Raw genomic sequence first — 16,621 nt, forward strand, 5'->3', positions numbered from 1 at the left:
TCCAAGTGGAAGAATTATTCCAGTTGATAAAATTGTGTCAAGTAGAATGTCGGTCGATCGAATGACGAGGAAGGCATGAACGAAGCGAAGAAGCTGCGCCGTACGTCGGCGGGCGGCTACGCCCGCGGCGACGAAACGCGCCAGCGGATCATCGAGGCGGCGATCGAACTGTTCGGCGAGCGCGGGTTCGCGGGGGCATCGACACGCGAGATCGCGGCGATGGCCGGCGTGAACGCGCCGGCGCTCCAGTATTACTTCGAGAACAAGGAAGGCGTGTACCGCGCGTGCGTGGAGACGATCGCGGAGCTCGGCCGGGAAGCGTTCGCGCCGGCGGTCGGCCATGCATGGGCGATGCTCGATGCGGACGCGGACGTCGACGTGCTGATCGATGCGTTCGTCGGGCTGCTGCGCGCGCTGGCGGACCGGATGTTCACGACGCCGAAGACGATGAACCAGCGGATGTTCTTTGCACGCGAGCAAGGCGGCCAGGAGCCGGCGAGCGCGAGCGAAATCCTGATGAAGCGCATGCGCAAGCCGCTGAACGACGTGAGCGCCGAGCTGATCGGCCGCATCTCGGGGCGGCCGGCCAACGATCCCGTCACGCGCTTGCGTGCATTGAGCCTGTTCGGGCAGATCACGGTGTTCCACATCGCGCAGCGTTCGGCGCTGCAGTTGCTCGAATGGGAGGCATTCGAAGGCGAGCGCGCGAAATTGCTGATCGACACCATTGCCGAGCAGACGCGGGTGCTGCTCCAGCAATGGCACGTGCAGCGCGACGCCCTGGCGGCCGATCCTGCAGCCGGCTCGAAGCGCGAGCCGGGCGCGACGGCGAAACGTACGGCGAAGGCGGGGGAGTCGACACCCGCCGCGAAAGGCCTCCGGCGCGGGAGCAAGCCTGCCGCGCGTTGAACGCGGCGCGCGGTCGGCCCCGGCCGGTCAACCCGGCTTGCGCGCCGGTGCTTCCGGCGACGGCGGCCGGGCCGTCACGTCGGCAGCATGGCTGCTGTCGCCGTGGGTGCCGTTTTCGTCATCGCCCCCAGGCCGCGATCCGTCCGCGTACGCAACGACGCTGCGCTGCGGATTGGCGATCCGGATCCCGCGTTCGAGGAACGTCTCCGCGATCCGCCGGTTGAATTCACGCTGCACGCTCCAGCGCGTCGAGTCCGTGCATTGCATCTGTCCGGCCAGCGCGAGCGTCGCGCCGTCGACCTGGTCGATACCCCAGTAGCTGAAGTCCGACAGGATGCCGTCGCGGTATTTCGGATCGTCGCGCAAGGCCGCACCGATCTCCTTCAGCGTCGCGATCGCGCGATCGATATCCTCGCCGTAGGCAATGCTGATCTTGACGGCCGCGTTGCCGAGCCCGCGATTCGTATTGTTGACGGTCGTCACCGAGCTGAACGGGATCGTGTACAACGACCCGTCGCCGGCGCGCAGCCGCACGGTGCGGATCGACAGGTATTCGACCGTGCCCGACACGCCGGCGAGCGTGACCCAGTCGCCCACCTGCATCGCGTTTTCCATCAGCAGGAAGATCCCGGTGATGAAATCCTGCACGAGCTTCTGCGAGCCGAAGCCGAGCGCGACACCGAAGATGCTGGCGCCGGCAAGCAGCGGGCCGACGTTCACGCCGAGCTGGCTGAGGCCCGTCAGCACGACGACGAGCGCGATCATCACGAACAGCAGCGTGCGCAGCATCGGCAGCAGCGTGCGCAGCCGCGCCGCGCGCATGAGATTGCCTTCGCGCGTCCAGCGCTGCAGGCGGCGCTCGATGGCGATGTTCGCGGCTTCCCACACGACGAGCGCGACGATGGCCGCGATGGCGATCGTCACCAGCGCCGACGCGAGCCGGTGGCCGATCGTGCCGGTCTCGAACGCGCGGAAGATCGGTACGCCCCAGATCTGCAGCAGCAGCACGATGGTCACGATGCCGATCGCGCCCGACACGAACTGGCGCAGCAGCGGGTAGTAGCGGTATGCGTGCGCATGGACGAGCGTGCGATCTTCGTCGCGGCCCTGGAACAGCCGCGCGAGCGCGCCGAACACGACGATCGACACGATCCGCATGCCGATCATCACGGCGATCGAGCGGCCGCCGAGCGTGATCAGCACGCGGTAGCCGTTGTGGACATCGAGCGCCCACACGAACCACAGCGCCATCACGATGAAGACCGATACGGGCGCCCACGCGTCCGCGAGCGCGTTGGCGATCATCGCGAAGGACGGGCGATCCTCGCCGGCCGCGCGGATCCGCGCGGCGACCGGCAGGCGGCACTGGAGGATCAGCGCCGAGACCATCAGGTGCCCGACGAGCGCGACGGCTTTCAGCAGCGCGACGTGACCGGCGTCGCTGAGGCCAAAGTTCGCGGCGATCTCGACCGCGGCCGTGCAGGCGCCGACCACGATCACGATGCGCGCGATCGAGCGTTGCGCGAAGTCGGCCCACGCGTCGCTGATGTGCAGCAACCGCAATTGCCGCGCATCGGGCTGGAAGAACAGCCGGCTGACGATCGTGACGAGCCGGCAGATCACGTAGATGTCGATCAGTGCTTCTAGCGCGGATTCGATCGGGGCGGCCGTATCGCCGATCACCGACATCGTCAGGCTCGCGACGCCGACGAACACGAGCAGCGGCACGGCACGCAATGCCAGGCTGACGAGTGCGCGCGGCATCCGGTGCAGCAGCGTGGTGTGGCGGCGCGCGTGGCCGCGGCCTTGCGACGACGCGGGCGCGGCGTCGGGGATGTTGGAAGCGTCAGGCGGGGCGGCTGCGCCCGGTGGTGCGTTGTCGTCGGCAAGCGTCGCGGAGTCGGGTGTAACGGACTCGGATTCGGACTCGGGCGCGGTGCGGCGCGACGTGTCGGCGCGCCGAGCGGCCACTGTGGCCAGCGCGCGTCGCAGCAGCCGCTTCGCGAACCATTCGACGACGAGCGCGGGCACGAGCACGGCGATGATGATCCAGAGTGCGTGTGCAAGATCCGCGCGCTCGTCGGCGCGCACGAGCTTGTCATGCCACCAGTTGCCGACTGAACCGACGTCGAGCAGCGAGTGCAGCGATTCCTTCAGCGCACCGCCGATTTCGATGGTCCAGCGCGATCCCTGCCGCACGAGCATCGATGCGAGCCCGTTCGACGCCAGCGCCGCCGGGGCTGAGGCGGCCGACGCGGCGCTGGCCGCGGCCGCATCGCTCGCCGCGATCGCGGGTGCGCTCAACGCGCCGACGGCCGCGATGGCACGCAGCGTCGTTTCGACCTGCGCGCGATCGCGCGGATTTTCGAGCACATTGAGTGCCTGCTGCGCCTGTTGCGGCGTCAGCGCGGGCGCGGTGCCGGGAGCGGCCGACGCGGCGGCCGGGGCGGGAGCGGCCGCATGAGCGGCCGAGACGACGGCGGCCAGCAGCCAGCCGAGGAGGAAATGTCGCATGGAGTAGGCATGCGGGCGCGCATCGGCGCGCGGCCCGCCAGGCTGAACGATGGACGGAAGTTAACATGATCGCGATCGGAACCGAATAGTTCCGTCGACGATCATTCGAATCGGGCATGCCCGATGCGGCGCGGGCGTTTGCGGCGCATTTGCGCGGTCATGTGTCCGACGCGGACTGCAGGTCGTCGGATAGGTTGGGGTGTTTCAACGGTTAGTGCGTAAGATATTTGTAATGCCGGCTCGTCGACAACGATGAGCCACGCACGCGTCGGGTCGAATTAATCTGGAATCCTGCCGAATCACGCTGGCCCGTCGTGAAAAACCGGCAGAACGTGTTCCGCGATTTCCTCGATGACTTCGCGCACGGGCCGGTCCGAGCCCGGATTCAGCGTGACGTGGTGCGTGCCCGCCGCGTGCATGTCCCGCAGGATGTCGATCAATGCCCGGCGTCCGGTTGCATAGCCGAGCGGCAACGCGGTGGCCGGCGCATCGGGATTCGCGGCGAGGTCGAGCCGCATCGAGACGCCGAACGCGCGAAAGGCTGGCGTCGCGAGCCGGTCGACCGCCGCGCGCCACATCGAATAGCGTGCGCGCTGCGTGTCCGGATCGCGGTGGTACGTCATCCAGCCGAGCGAGTGCCGTGCGATCCAGTCGACGCTTTGTCCGCCCGAGCCGACTGCCAGCATCGGCACGGCGTCGGCGCCGCGCGGCAGCAGCGTGAATTCGGGCGCATCGGGCGGCGCTTCGTCGGGCAGCACGCGCGACGGCACGCCGAGCGCGGCCGCGACGACGTCCCAGTGGGCGCGGTAGCGGTCGCGCCGCGTCTCTGCGTTGACGCCGAACGCCGCATATTCGGGCGGTCGGTCGCCGGAGCCGAGCCCGAGGATGAAGCGGCCGCCCGACAGCGTCGCGACCGACAGCGCGCCTTTCGCGATATGCAGCGGATGACGCAGCGGCAGCACGATCGCACCGCTGGCGAGCGCGATCCCGCGCGTGCGCGACGCCAGTGCGCCGAGCAGGACCCACGGGTCGAGGTGGCCGACCGGATCGGGATAGTCGGCGCTGTTCAGCGGCACGTCGCGAATCCACAGTGCGCGAAAGCCGAGCGTATCGGCCAGCGTCGCGAGTTCGAGCTGCTCGCCGAAGTCGGCGACGATATGGCCGGTGCGAAGCAGCGGAAGCGTGAGGCCGATCGACAACCGTCCGTCCGAAAAGACGCGATGCGCGACATCGGGGCGGGCAGAGGCGGGTGTGGTCATGTCGAGTCCTGGGAGGCAGCGCGAAGCCGACGCGCGACGTTGCGTGTTCGAATGCTAGCGTGTTTGCCCGACGGTTGTGCGGCACGGCATGCGCAGAGACCGGTTCACGTCGCTGCAACGCAGGTCATGCGGGCAGCGGGCCGGGCATAATCGGTGCCTTCCGTCATTGAAAACAACGCATCCGGATGAACATGCTTCAACACATGGCGATCGGTCTGGCGGCAAGCGCGGTGCTTTTCGCGGTCGCGTCGGACGCGCTCGCGGACGATGCGCAGCGCGCCGCAATCTGCAAGACCGCCGAGGAAACGGGCTACACGGCCGACATCCGCAATTGCCTCCGGCTGAAATACGAAGCGGCCGACAAACGGCTGAATGCCGTCTACAAGATGAAGATGGCGAGTCTGGACGAGCAGGGGCAGGCAAGACTGCGCAACGACGAGCGCCGCTGGCTCAAGGCGCGGGACGCGAAGTGTGCCGAATCGCGGCAGCCCGATGCGGGCGGCACGCTCGGGCTCGTGGAGGTCGACAGTTGCTTCGTCAACGAAACCGAGCGTCGCATCAAGGTGATCGAGGCCTTTCGTTGAGGTGTCGCGCCGGCTCCTGTGCTATGCCACTCGCAGCGTCGTGCCGCGCAGCGTGAGGCCGAGGCGCGACGCCACGCGTCGTGACGCGCGGTTGTCGCTGTCGGTGCTGTAGAACAGCGTGTGCGTTTGAAGCGACGGCAGCCGCGACCACGCCGCGGTCACCGCCGCCGCGAGCCCGCGCCCGCGAAATGCAGGGGCCGTCGCGAGACCGAGTTCGGCACCGCCTTCGGACAGCCGCGCGGCAAACGCGACCGACGCGACTTCTCCATCGACGACAGCCGCGCACCACGGCGCCCACAGATCGGCGGCGCTTCGAAATCCCATCGAGTACAGGCCTTCGGGCATCCCGTGTGTGGACAGCGCATGCCGCAGATGCCGGCCCGCGTCGCTGTCGCCGTCGATCAGCGCGACGCGCGCGTCGGTGTCGAAACCGAGTGCGTGAGGCAGCGGGTAGACGAGGCCGATATTCCAGTGCGGAACAGGGGCGAGCAGCGCGAGATAGCGATCGAGGTGCGCGGGCTGCATGCGGTTCGCCAACGGCGGTTCGCTGCTGGCCAGGCGCGCGAGTTCGTCTGCAACAGCAGTGGGCACGTCGGCGCGTATGCCCGCCAGGTTGCCGTCGGTGCTTCGGCCGAGCCAGAAGCGCGGCCCGGGCGAGCAGTCGGGATCGTTCTCGCGTTCGATCCGGCGATCCGGATGCAGGCGGAACAGCGTGCGGTAGTCGGTATCCAGCCAGTCGTGTGCGTCAGGCATGCGTCGGGTAGTGGGCTCCGGTCGGGTGGCGCGTGCCGCGCGAGGAAGGCCAGGACGGCGCCGCGCGCCGGTTCATGCGGCACTGTGGGGCGATTGTAAGCCGTTCGGCGATCGCGCGCCGATGCAACGTCGCGCTGCCCGCCTGGGCCGGGCGGGAGCGGCCTGACGGCTCGCGCGGCCGACGCCCGCCGATCCGGCACGCGTTTCAGTTTCGAAACGTTCGCGCGGCTTGCCGGTGCGCGATCCGCGTCGATGGCCCCGTTTTGACCCGCGCGGCCTTGCGGCGTGACGCATGGTGCGCTCCTTGCATATCTGTGCAGGCCGTGAGCGCGGTCGCGGACGCAGTCGGTCCGGCGATCGCTTCAGTGGGTCGGACGCATCGGAGACGGGGACAAGAGAATGAAAACAGACCGAATCGCAACGTGTCGTGTTGCAAACATGAATCGCCGACCTGCCGGGCCTTTCGCTTCGCCGTTTATCGAGGCGACGTGAGCGCGCGGCTTTCCGTTCCATCCGAGCAATCGGGTCTGTTCTGAACGACGACGTGCAGGCATGACGCACGAGGCCGACTGGTGCCGGTCGGCCGTCGGGGATGAACCGTGAATGCCTGCGGATGGCCCGGCCCGGATCCCGGATCGTCAATCTGCCGCGCGCAACGCAAGTCGTCGCGCGGCGTCGGCGTGTGCGTGCCGTGCATCGCGGCGGCGCGACGGGGCCGAACCGGCAAGCACCGGACAGCACCGGAAAGCCGGCAGCGCATCGATGCATTCGGCATCGCGGAACACATGGAGTCCAGGGGAAGCGTTCACCCGCAGCAGCAGGGCGGACGCCGCGAAATTGTGCTGTCAGTTGATCCACTACCCCGATGGATCAATTGTTGAAGCGCCCATCGCCGAATGGCGGATGGGCGTCTTTTTTTGTGCGCCGGTGTGCGACGCGCGCCATCGGCCCGAGCACGCGGCGTTCTGTATCATGTGCTGGCGTGCCTGGCCGCCCGTGCGGGCGCACGGTGCTTGCCGGCGCGCCCGATCACGCGTTGCCAACATGAACGACACAGCTCAGAACGATCCCTCAACCGCCGACGTCGACCCGGCCGCACTCGATGCGCTGCACACGTTCGTCGAGCGTCATCCGCGCCTGCTGGTGCTGACCGGCGCGGGCATCAGCACCGATTCCGGCATTCCCGGCTATCGCGACCGCAACGGCCAATGGATGCGCTCGCCGCCGATCCAGCTCCACGAATTTCTCGGCTCCGATGCCGCGCGGCGGCGCTATTGGGCGCGCAGCATGGTCGGCTGGCCCGTCGTCGGCCGCGCGCAGCCGAACGGTTCGCACGTGGCACTGGCGCGACTCGGCAGCGCGGGACGGATCGAGCGGCTCGTCACGCAGAACGTCGACGGCCTGCACCAGCGCGCGGGCAGCGGCGACGTCATTGAACTGCACGGCGGAATCGACGGTGTCACGTGCCTCGGCTGCGGCGCGCATCATGCGCGCGCGACGATCCAGGTCATGCTCGAGGCCGACAATCCCGAACTGCTGGGCGCGCAGGCCGAGCCGGCCGCGGATGGCGACGCGCACCTCGAATGGGCCGCGCTCGACACGTTCCGCATTCCGGCATGCCCCGCGTGCGGCGGGCTGCTGAAGCCGGCGGTCGTGTTCTTCGGCGAAAACGTGCCGCGCGAGCGCGTGGCGCTCGCGTCGCAGGCGCTCGAGGCGGCCGATGCGCTGCTGGTCGTCGGCTCGTCGCTGATGGTGTATTCCGGCTACCGCTTCTGCGTATGGGCGCAGGCACAGAACAAGCCGGTCGCCGCGCTCAATCTCGGCCATACGCGCGCCGATCCGATGCTGACGCTGAAGGTCGAGGCGCGCTGCGCCCCCGCGCTCGACGCGCTGACGGCGCGGCTGGGCCTCGCGAGCCACGCACCGGAGCAGGCATCGTGACCGATCCGACCGCTTCTCCCGATCCGTCCGCGCGGCTGTCGGCGCCGGCGGCCGAACGCAATCGCGGGCCGATCCTCGACGTCTTGCGCCGGGTGCTGCCGGCGAGCGGCAGCGTGCTCGAAATCGCGAGCGGCACGGGGCAGCACGTGGTCCACTTCGCGCAGGCGCTGCCGGCCCTGCACTGGCAGCCGAGCGATCCCGATGCGCAGGCGCGGCGCTCGATCGCCGCGTGGGTGGCCCATGCGGGCCTCGCCAACGTTGCCGGGCCGCTCGCGTTCGACGTGCGCGATGCGTCCTGGCCGGTCGACGCGCTCGATGCCATCGTCTGCATCAACATGATCCACATCTCGCCGTGGGCCTGCACCGACGCGCTGTTCGCGGGTGCGTCGCGCCTGCTGCGGCCGGGCGGCGTGCTGTTCCTGTACGGGCCGTATCGCCGCGAGGGCCGGCATACGGCGCCGTCGAACGAAGCGTTCGACCTGCAACTGCGCAGCCGCGACCCGTCGTGGGGCGTGCGCGATCTCGAGACCGTCGTCGCGCTCGGCCTCGATCGCGGGCTCGACTGCATCGAGGTGGTCGAGATGCCGGCGAACAACCTGAGCGTCGTGTTCCGGCGGCTGCCGCACGCGGAGCAATGACAGGCAAGCGCGCATCGCCGCCGGGTTTCCACTATCCTTTCGCCTGTGCGCGCGACCCGGCTCGGGTCGCGCCCCGTTTTTTCCGGAGAATTGACTAATGGGCAAACAAGCAATCGGTGTGATCGGGCTCGCGGTGATGGGCCGCAATCTCGCACTCAATATCGAGAGCCGCGGTTACGCGGTGTCGGTGTACAACCGCAGCCGCGAGAAAACCGACGAACTGATCGCCGAATTCCCCGGCCGCAATCTGGTGCCGACCTACACGCTCGAGGAGTTCGTCGCGTCGCTCGAAACGCCGCGCCGGATCCTGATGATGGTGAAGGCCGGCGAGGCGACCGATGCGACGATCGCGTCGCTCAAGCCGCTGCTCGAGAAGGGCGACGTGCTGATCGACGGCGGCAATACGCACTTCACCGATACGATCCGCCGCAACCAGGAACTCGCGCAATCGGGCCTGCACTTCATCGGCACCGGCGTGTCGGGTGGCGAAGAGGGCGCGCTGCGCGGCCCGTCGATCATGCCCGGCGGCCAGCGTGACGCATACGACCTCGTCGAGCCGATCCTCAAGCAGATCGCTGCCAAGGCGCCGTCGGACGGCGAGCCGTGCGTCGCCTACATGGGCCCGGACGGTGCAGGCCATTACGTGAAGATGGTCCACAACGGCATCGAATACGGCGACATGCAGCTGATTGCCGAGAGCTATGCGGTGCTGAAGGACGTCGCGGGCCTGACCAACGACGAACTCGGCGCGGTGTACACCGAGTGGAACCAGGGCGAGCTCGACAGCTACCTGATGGAGATCACGTCGAAGATCTTCGGCAAGAAGGACGAGGAAACCGGTAAGCACCTGGTCGACGTGATCCTCGATCGCGCCGCGCAGAAGGGCACCGGCAAGTGGACGAGCCAGAATGCGCTGGATCTCGGCGTGCCGCTGCCGCTGATCACCGAATCGGTGTTCGCGCGCGTGCTGTCGTCGCTGAAGACCGAGCGCGTCGCAGCCAGCAAGGTCCTGTCGGGGCCGGCCGCCGCGCCGTTCGACGGCGATCGCGCCGCGTTCGTCGAAGCGGTGCGCCGCGCGCTGTACCTGAGCAAGGTGATCTCGTACGCCCAGGGCTTCGCGCAACTGCGCACGGCGTCCGAGGAATACGGCTGGAACCTCGATCTCGGGACGATCGCGAAGATCTTCCGCGCGGGCTGCATCATCCGCGCGCGCTTCCTGCAGAAGATCACGGACGCGTACGCGAAGGATTCGGCGCTCGCGAACCTGCTGCTCGACCCGTACTTCAAGGACATCGCCGCGAATTACCAGGCTTCGCTGCGCGACGTCGTGGTTGCCGCGGTGAAGGCCGGCGTGCCGGTACCGGCGTTCGCGTCGGCGGTCGCGTACTTCGACAGCTACCGTTCCGAGCGGCTGCCGGCGAACCTCGTGCAGGCGCAGCGGGATTTCTTCGGCGCGCACACGTTCGAGCGTACCGACAAGCCGGGCAGCTTCCACGCGAACTGGTCGTAACCGGCCCGCGAGGGCGGCATTGTTGCGAAAATCTATTCTATCGATAGGGTTTTTCGATACCGGATGCCGGGATTGTTGGTTCCTGGGAAATAGTGTTTTCGTCGTTTCATGGTTTTCCCTAGGTGCTGCCGGGACTAAACTCTGTTCCATCGCTGCAGACATGGTGTGTGCGGCGGAGCAAAAAAATCCCGGAGGTAATCATGAAATCGCTGATCGCAACGTTCGCCGCAGCTGCCGTCCTCGCCGTTCCCGCCGTCTCGTTCGCCCAACAGAACGCGCCCGTCACCCGTGCACAAGTGAAGGCCGATCTGGTCGCCGTGCAACAGGCCGGCTACAAGCTGGGCAGCGACCGTACGAACTACCCGGAAGGCATCCAGGCTGCTGAAGCCCGCCTGAACCCGCAACAGAACGTCGCCGCTGCCGACACGACCGGCTACGGCGCGCAACCGGCTGCCGCGCAAGAATCCGGCGCGCCGGCCAAGGCCAAGACCGGCTGGCAAGTCAAGCGTATCGCCGACGACGCCCCGATCTACAAGGGTCGTTAATGGTGCGGCCGCATCGGCGGCCTGATCCGACCCTGGAAGCACAAACAGCCCGTCGTTCCGACATGCGGAACGGCGGGCTGTTTTCATTGGCGGCGCACGTGTCGCGCCAGCCGTCGGTTCAGTTCAATTCAGTTCAGTGCAGCGCGTGCCGGCGGTGCCCGATACCCCGGCACAGCGCTTCGGCCGGTTCGAGCACCTGCAGCCACGTTTCGTCGTAGCCGCTCAACGTGTCGAGCGCATCGCGCAGCCGCTCGATCGCGAGGATCGGCAGCTCGACGCTGTGGCGCGTGGCCCCGGTCATGTGCGCGACGCTCGCCAGCTGGACGAGCGCATCGGCCGCCTCGGCGACGTCGGTCGCGAACAGCAGGTGCCGGTTGAGCAATTCGACCAGGCCGCTGGAACCGGAGAAGTCGTCGGCGTTGAGCTGCACGGAAAGAAACGTCGCGTTGTTCATTGTCATGCTCCTCGTTGTCGTTGGATCGCGCAGTGCATCACCGAGTATAGGTGGCGATCGACGGGGAGAATGTGACGGGATCGATACCGCCCGCGACGGCGGCGCGGCGTGCGCAAGCGCCGCCCCAGCCCGCCCGACGGCCCGCGCGGCGCGGCTTGCAGGCCACCGGCACCCCGGTGCGACGCCGCAAGATTGTTGCCGGATCAGGCACCTGACGCGGCCTTGACCGCCACAAATGGTATCTTTGCCGGTCGGGACGACGCGAAAAAGGGGCCGGTGAGCCCATTCGCACCGACGTCCCGCTGTGGAAACTGACGGCCGCGAGCGCGGTCGGATACTGGTTGATCCGGCCGTTAGGCCGGACATCGTGCGCCGCACGCCGGGGGGCGGTGGGCGGCGCAACGACGCAAATCCGGGAGGACCCTTGAGAGAAACTATTCCCATCCACGATGCGCTGACGCGCTGGCTGCCGCAGGCGGCGCTCGTTGCCGCAGCCATCGCGCTGACGGGCTGCACGATGACGCCGTGGACCGACAGCTGGCAGCCGGCGCGTCAGCCGGCACCCACGTCGGCCGCGACGCCGGGCGTGATCGCCGGCTATTACCGCGTGAATCCGGGCGATACGCTCGCGGGCGTCGCGAACGCCTACGGGCAGCGCGTCCAGGACGTGGCCAGCTGGAACCACATGGCACCGACCGATGCCGTGTATCCCGGCCAGGTGCTGCGTGTCGCGCCGCCGCCTGCCGCGACGTCGCTCGGGCAGCCGCCCGCGGCGGCCGCACAGCCGGGCTCGCTCGCCTGGCCGGCCACCGGTGCCGTGGCGACGCCGTTCTCGGCCGGCAAGACGCGCGGCATCGTGATCGTCGCATCCGGGCCCGACCATTCGGTGCGGGCCGCGGCGGCCGGGCGCGTGGTGTACGCCGGGTCCGGCGTCAAGGCTTACGGCCCGCTCGTGATCCTCAAACATGAGAACGGGCTCATCACGGCCTACGGACACAACGGCAAGCTGCTCGTCAACGAAGGCGACGCGGTACGCCAGGGCCAGCCGGTCGCCGAAATGGGCACGGACGCGAGCGGCCGCGCGACGTTCGAATTCGAAGTCCGCCAGAACGGCAAGGTCGTCGATCCGATGAACTTCCTGCCGCGCAACGGCGGCTGATCGTCCGCTTCATCCCGTGTGCGCCGGGCGGCGCACACGCTCCCGCCTTCATCCTTTCCTGAGCGTCACCGCGCCGAGTTGCCTCGCGTGATTGCCGAGCCAGCGTATCCCCATTGCGAGCGCCACCGCGCCCAGCGCGATCAGCGAACACTGAATCGCGACCGGCAGGTAGCCGTGCGGCCGCGGATCGACGAACGGGTAGGGATACCAGTTCTCGAATGAGCCGCGCACGAGCGTATAGCTGAGATAGACGATCGGGAAGCCGAGCCACGCGAACGCGCTGCGCCGCGGGATCGGCAGGCGCGGCTCCACGTACAGCCAGTCGCACAGCACGACGAGCGGCACGATCCGGTGCAGCACCCAGTTGTTGAACGCCGGCGTGACGTGGTGCAGCGCATCGAGCCGCGCGAGCAGGAGTTCGTAGACGATTGCGGTGATCAATACATACAGCACCGCGGCGCCGCGCATCGATTCGTAGCGGGCCGAGCCGGGGCGCGCGATGCGCCAGAGCCCGACGGCGAGCATCGCGGCCGCGTAGAGGCTGCTCAGTTGCGTGAAGTAGCTGAGATAGTTGCCGAGATGAAAGCCCGGCAGGTGCCAGTAGTCGGCGACGCTGTGCAGCGTGGTGGATACCGCGAGCAACGCGGCGGTCAGCCGATAGGCCGCAACGAAGAACGCCTTGCTCATGATGCCCGCGCGCCGTCGCACCAAAGCTTCATCGTGCCACAGCCGTCCGGGCGCGCGATGCGGACTTTCCATATGGTGCGCTGCGCGGCGCGCGTGGACGATTCGTCGGATATTTGCGCGCGTCGTGCAAAACCGGGTGCCCGTGCGGCTACAATCGGGGCAGTTTTGCCGGGCGCCGGCCGGTGGCTGCATGCGCTCCTCCCCGCATACAACACGAGACGAAGCATGAGAAACATCCTCGCGAAACAGACGCGCTACAGCTCGCCCGCGATCTTCTTCCACTGGGCCGTCTTCCTGCTGGTGGCGCTGGCCTACCTGGCCATCGAGATCCGCGGGCCGAAAGGCAGCGACAGCCGGGTGTTCTGGATGAACGTGCATCTCACCGCGGGCACGCTCGTGCTCGTGCTGTCGGTGCTGCGCGTGCTGTGGCGAGCCGTCAGCCGGGTGCCGCAGGCCATTGCGCAAGCGGCGCTGCTGCGCTGGCTCTCGAAGCTCGCGCATCTCGCGCTCTACGTGTTCATCATTGCGCAGCCGCTGCTCGGCATCATGATGATCAACCTGGGCGGCAAGCCGGTGTCGCTCGACTGGCTCGGCATCTCGTTCACGCTGTTCGGCCCCGACAAGGCGCTGCGGCCGACGATCAAGGCAGCGCACGAGCTGATCGGCAACGCGTTCTACTTCGTGATCGGCCTGCACGCGCTGGCTGCGCTTTACCATCATTTCATCCGGCGCGACGACGTGCTGCGGCGCATGGTGCCCTGAGCGGCACGTTCCGCAAGCATGCAGCAGGCGGGGGCGCATGGTTGTGTTGACAACCATGCGCCCCCGGTTCGTTTACCGCCATCCGCGCTGGCCATCGCGTTGAACATTCTGTAACATCTCGGCTGTTTTTACATTCCGCTTACTCGTTGCCGAGCATGCTGCACCGACATCGTCACCTGACCGCCTGGCTTGGCGTGCTCGCGATCTGGTTCGCGATCGCGGCGCCGCTGGTGTCGCAGTGGCGCGTCGCGCAGGCGGCCACGCCCGACGCAATCGTCTGCAGTACGGAGCATGGTGCGCACCCGTCGCCCGATGCGGGCCGCATGCACGATCATGCGCTGCATCTCGATGCGTGCGGCTACTGCGGTTTCTTCGCGCACAGCCCCGCGATCGGCGGGCCGGCCGCCGCAGCACTCGCTGCGGTTTCCTTCGTTGCCGTTTCCGCCGTCGCGCCGCCTGCCGTCGCGGCGCACGCCGACCGCTATCCGCGCGCATACCCGCGCGCCCCGCCCGAGCGCGCCTGACGCGCTGTTTCCGTTCCATTCATCGCCGATATCCGTGCGGTCCGTCGAGGCCGCGTGGAGGGCGTCACTCGGGCTTTCGATCATGACCATTTTCCAGTTGCGTGCGCCGCGGGCGTCACGCAATGCCTGTGCACGGCGCATGCCGCGCGTGCTGAAACTCACCGTTCCCGCGCTCGCTGTCGGCGCATTGGCCGCGAGCGCCGCGGCCGCCGAAACGGCGCGCGTATCCGGCGCGCCGACCGACGAGACGGCCGCGCCGCTGCCGGCCATCGAAGTCGTCGCATCGCCGCTATCGACGCCGCTCGTCGTCGTCACCGATCCGAAGACCCCGCGCCAGCCGCTGCCCGCCAGCGACGGCGCGGATTACCTGAAGACGATCCCCGGTTTCACGTCGATCCGCAGCGGCGGCACCAACGGCGACCTCGTGCTGCGCGGGATGTTCGGCTCGCGGCTGAACATCCTGGCGAACGGGATGTCGACGCTCGGCGCATGTCCGGGCCGGATGGATGCGCCGACGTCGTATATCGCGCCGGAAAGCTATGACAAGGTCACCGTCGTGAAGGGGCCGCAGACGGTGCTGTACGGTCCCGGCGCGTCGGCCGGCACCGTGATGTTCGAGCGCGTGACGCCGCGCTTCGACAAGCCCGGCATGCGCTTCGACGGCAGCCTGGTCGGCGGGTCGTTCGGCCGCAACGACCAGAACATCGACGTGACGGCCGGCACGCCGGACGTCTATGGCCGCGTGACCGCGAACCACGCGCATTCGCAGGACTACAAGGACGGCAACGGCAACACCGTGCCGTCGCAGTGGGACAAGTGGAATGCCGATGCGGCGCTCGGCTGGACGCCGGACGACCACACGCGCGTCGAGCTGACCGCCGGCACCGGCGACGGCTATGCGCGCTACGCGGGGCGCGGGATGGACGGCGCGCATTTCCGCCGAGAGACGTTCGGCCTGTCGTTCGACAAGCGGCATCTCGGCGACGTGCTCGACCGGATCGAGGCACGCGTGTACTACAACGAAGCCGATCACGTGATGGACAACACTACGTTGCGGCAACCGGACCCGACCAGCAGCATGCCGATGCGGATGGCGTCGGAAGTGCGGCGTCGCACGTTCGGCGCGCGCGCGGCCGCGACGTTCCGTCTTGCCGACGACTTCAAGCTCGTGACGGGCGTCGATGCGCAATCGAACCGGCTCGACTCGCGCTCGGCGATGGGGCGGCAGAACTACGGCGACCAGCCGTGGAATGCGCAGGCGACGATGTGGAACGCAGGCGTGTTCGGCGAGCTGACGTGGTACGCGAGCGACGTGTCGCGCGTGATCGGCGGCGCGCGTGTCGACTATGCGAGCGCACGCGACAAACGCGCGACGACGAGCGGCACGATGAAGAGCATGCCGAACCCGACCTTCGACGACGATCGCACGCGTGTGCTGCCGAGCGGTTTCGTCCGCTACGAGCGCGATCTCGCGTCGCTGCCGGTCACGTGGTACGCGGGCGTCGGCCATACGGAGCGCTATCCCGACTACTGGGAGCTGTTTTCCGCGAAGCGCGGGCCGGCCGGTTCGGTCAACGCGTTTTCGGCGGTGCAGCCGGAGAAGACCACGCAGCTCGACATCGGTGCGCAATACAAGAGCGACCGGCTCGATGCATGGGTGTCGGCGTATGCGGGTTATGTTCAGGACTTCATCCTGTTCAACTACGCGGCCGGCATGATGGGCCCGACCACGCAGGCAACCAACGTCAACGCGCAGATCATGGGGGGCGAAGCGGGCGTGTCGTGGAAACCGGCTTCGCCGCTGCGCGTCGAGACGTCGCTCGCGTATGCATGGGGGCGTAACGTCGCAACCGGCGATCCGTTGCCGCAGATGCCGCCGCTCGAGGCACGCATCGGGCTCGAATACACGCAGGGTGCGTGGTCGGCAGGGGGGCTGTGGCGCATCGTTGCGCCGCAGCATCGCTATGCGCTGAACGAGGGCAACGTGGTTGGCAAGGACTTCGGCCCGAGCGCCGGATTCGGTGTGCTCTCGCTGCATACGCAATACAACGTCAGCAAGACCGTGCAGATCTCGGTCGGCGTCGACAACGTGCTGAACAAGGCCTACACCGAGCACCTGAACCTCGCCGGCAACGCGGGATTCGGCTATCCGGCGAACTCGCCGGTGATGGAGCCGGGCCGGACCGCGTGGGTGCGCGTGAGTGCGAAGTTGTAACGCAGCGCGCGTGTGCATTGCAGCATGCGCATGCATGAACGCGGCCCCGCCCGAACGGGCGGGGCGCGTCAACCGATTAGAGAGCCGTGTCTAGTCAGGGCGCAAACGTTCGCGACTCGTGATTCACTCCCGCATTCGACGCACACGGTGGTCGCGATGCTGGCGAC

The 16,621-nt window shown here is 67.9% G+C and carries 15 protein-coding genes; 10 read left to right on the plus strand and 5 right to left on the minus strand.

The genetic code is table 11. The features are described from left to right. Positions 1-75 precede the first annotated feature (75 nt). Entirely contained in the window at positions 76-909 is an 834-nt protein-coding gene (locus CFB41_RS21685) for a CerR family C-terminal domain-containing protein (RefSeq protein ID WP_089457823.1), read from the plus strand. 27 nt (positions 910-936) lie between these two features. Here the strand turns inward: CFB41_RS21685 and CFB41_RS21690 are convergent, their stop codons facing one another. Both CFB41_RS21690 and CFB41_RS21695 read right to left on the minus strand, forming a co-directional pair. Then, positions 937-3,423: a mechanosensitive ion channel family protein gene (locus tag CFB41_RS21690; protein ID WP_089457824.1), complete on the minus strand. Its 2,487-nt coding sequence runs from the start codon at positions 3,421-3,423 to the stop codon at positions 937-939. Between the two features lie 299 nt (positions 3,424-3,722). Next, a complete protein-coding gene (locus CFB41_RS21695; RefSeq protein ID WP_089457825.1) occupies positions 3,723-4,682 on the minus strand; it encodes an LLM class oxidoreductase in 960 nt (319 codons plus the stop codon). Between the two features lie 185 nt (positions 4,683-4,867). Between CFB41_RS21695 and CFB41_RS21700 the strand changes: the two genes are divergently transcribed. Continuing rightward, entirely contained in the window at positions 4,868-5,266 is a 399-nt protein-coding gene (locus CFB41_RS21700) for a lysozyme inhibitor LprI family protein (RefSeq protein ID WP_089457826.1), read from the plus strand. A gap of 21 nt (positions 5,267-5,287) precedes the next feature. Here the strand turns inward: CFB41_RS21700 and CFB41_RS21705 are convergent, their stop codons facing one another. Continuing rightward, positions 5,288-6,019, minus strand: coding sequence for a GNAT family N-acetyltransferase (locus tag CFB41_RS21705; RefSeq protein ID WP_089457827.1), 732 nt, complete (start codon positions 6,017-6,019; stop codon positions 5,288-5,290). A 1,044-nt stretch (positions 6,020-7,063) separates the two neighbouring features. On the opposite strand from CFB41_RS21705, the gene CFB41_RS21710 reads away from it, so the two are divergent. The 4 genes from CFB41_RS21710 to CFB41_RS21725 all read left to right on the plus strand — a co-directional run bounded on the left by CFB41_RS21710 (position 7,064) and on the right by CFB41_RS21725 (position 10,653). Next, positions 7,064-7,960, plus strand: a complete 897-nt coding sequence (locus CFB41_RS21710; RefSeq protein ID WP_089457828.1) for an NAD-dependent protein deacetylase — start codon at positions 7,064-7,066, stop codon at positions 7,958-7,960. Then, entirely contained in the window at positions 7,957-8,598 is a 642-nt protein-coding gene (locus tag CFB41_RS21715; RefSeq protein ID WP_089457829.1) for a DUF938 domain-containing protein, read from the plus strand. The genes CFB41_RS21710 and CFB41_RS21715 overlap by 4 nt, the downstream gene beginning before the upstream one ends. A 97-nt stretch (positions 8,599-8,695) precedes the next feature. Then, positions 8,696-10,108 carry an NADP-dependent phosphogluconate dehydrogenase gene (gndA, locus tag CFB41_RS21720; RefSeq protein ID WP_043177729.1) on the plus strand — a complete coding sequence of 471 codons (1,413 nt, stop codon included), beginning with the start codon at positions 8,696-8,698 and terminating at the stop codon, positions 10,106-10,108. 200 nt (positions 10,109-10,308) lie between these two features. Continuing rightward, complete coding sequence (locus tag CFB41_RS21725) at positions 10,309-10,653, plus strand: DUF4148 domain-containing protein (protein ID WP_043177725.1); 345 nt, start codon at positions 10,309-10,311, stop codon at positions 10,651-10,653. 133 nt (positions 10,654-10,786) lie between these two features. On the opposite strand, the gene CFB41_RS21730 is transcribed toward CFB41_RS21725, so the two are convergent. Beyond that, the gene (locus CFB41_RS21730) at positions 10,787-11,107 is read right to left on the minus strand and encodes a hypothetical protein (protein WP_089457830.1); all 321 of its coding nucleotides are present in this window, start codon (positions 11,105-11,107) and stop codon (positions 10,787-10,789) included. A 424-nt stretch (positions 11,108-11,531) separates the two neighbouring features. On the opposite strand from CFB41_RS21730, the gene CFB41_RS21735 reads away from it, so the two are divergent. Then, positions 11,532-12,266, plus strand: a complete 735-nt coding sequence (locus CFB41_RS21735) for a peptidoglycan DD-metalloendopeptidase family protein (RefSeq protein WP_089457831.1) — start codon at positions 11,532-11,534, stop codon at positions 12,264-12,266. 48 nt (positions 12,267-12,314) lie between these two features. On the opposite strand, the gene CFB41_RS21740 is transcribed toward CFB41_RS21735, so the two are convergent. Further along, positions 12,315-12,953: a Pr6Pr family membrane protein gene (locus CFB41_RS21740; protein ID WP_089443373.1), complete on the minus strand. Its 639-nt coding sequence runs from the start codon at positions 12,951-12,953 to the stop codon at positions 12,315-12,317. 225 nt (positions 12,954-13,178) lie between these two features. Here CFB41_RS21740 and CFB41_RS21745 point away from each other — a divergent pair, with 225 nt between their 5' ends. The 3 genes from CFB41_RS21745 (at position 13,179) to CFB41_RS21760 (ending at position 16,454) form a co-directional block, all read left to right on the plus strand. Continuing rightward, positions 13,179-13,715 carry a cytochrome b gene (locus tag CFB41_RS21745; protein ID WP_089458950.1) on the plus strand — a complete coding sequence of 179 codons (537 nt, stop codon included), beginning with the start codon at positions 13,179-13,181 and terminating at the stop codon, positions 13,713-13,715. 155 nt (positions 13,716-13,870) lie between these two features. Further along, positions 13,871-14,239: a DUF2946 domain-containing protein gene (locus CFB41_RS21750; protein WP_089457832.1), complete on the plus strand. Its 369-nt coding sequence runs from the start codon at positions 13,871-13,873 to the stop codon at positions 14,237-14,239. An 82-nt stretch (positions 14,240-14,321) separates the two neighbouring features. Beyond that, entirely contained in the window at positions 14,322-16,454 is a 2,133-nt protein-coding gene (locus tag CFB41_RS21760; RefSeq protein WP_089457833.1) for a TonB-dependent copper receptor, read from the plus strand. The last annotated feature ends 167 nt before the right edge of the window (positions 16,455-16,621 follow it).

Source organism: Burkholderia sp. AU33803 (assembly GCF_002223095.1).
In the GTDB taxonomy this organism is placed as follows: Bacteria; Pseudomonadota; Gammaproteobacteria; order Burkholderiales; family Burkholderiaceae; genus Burkholderia.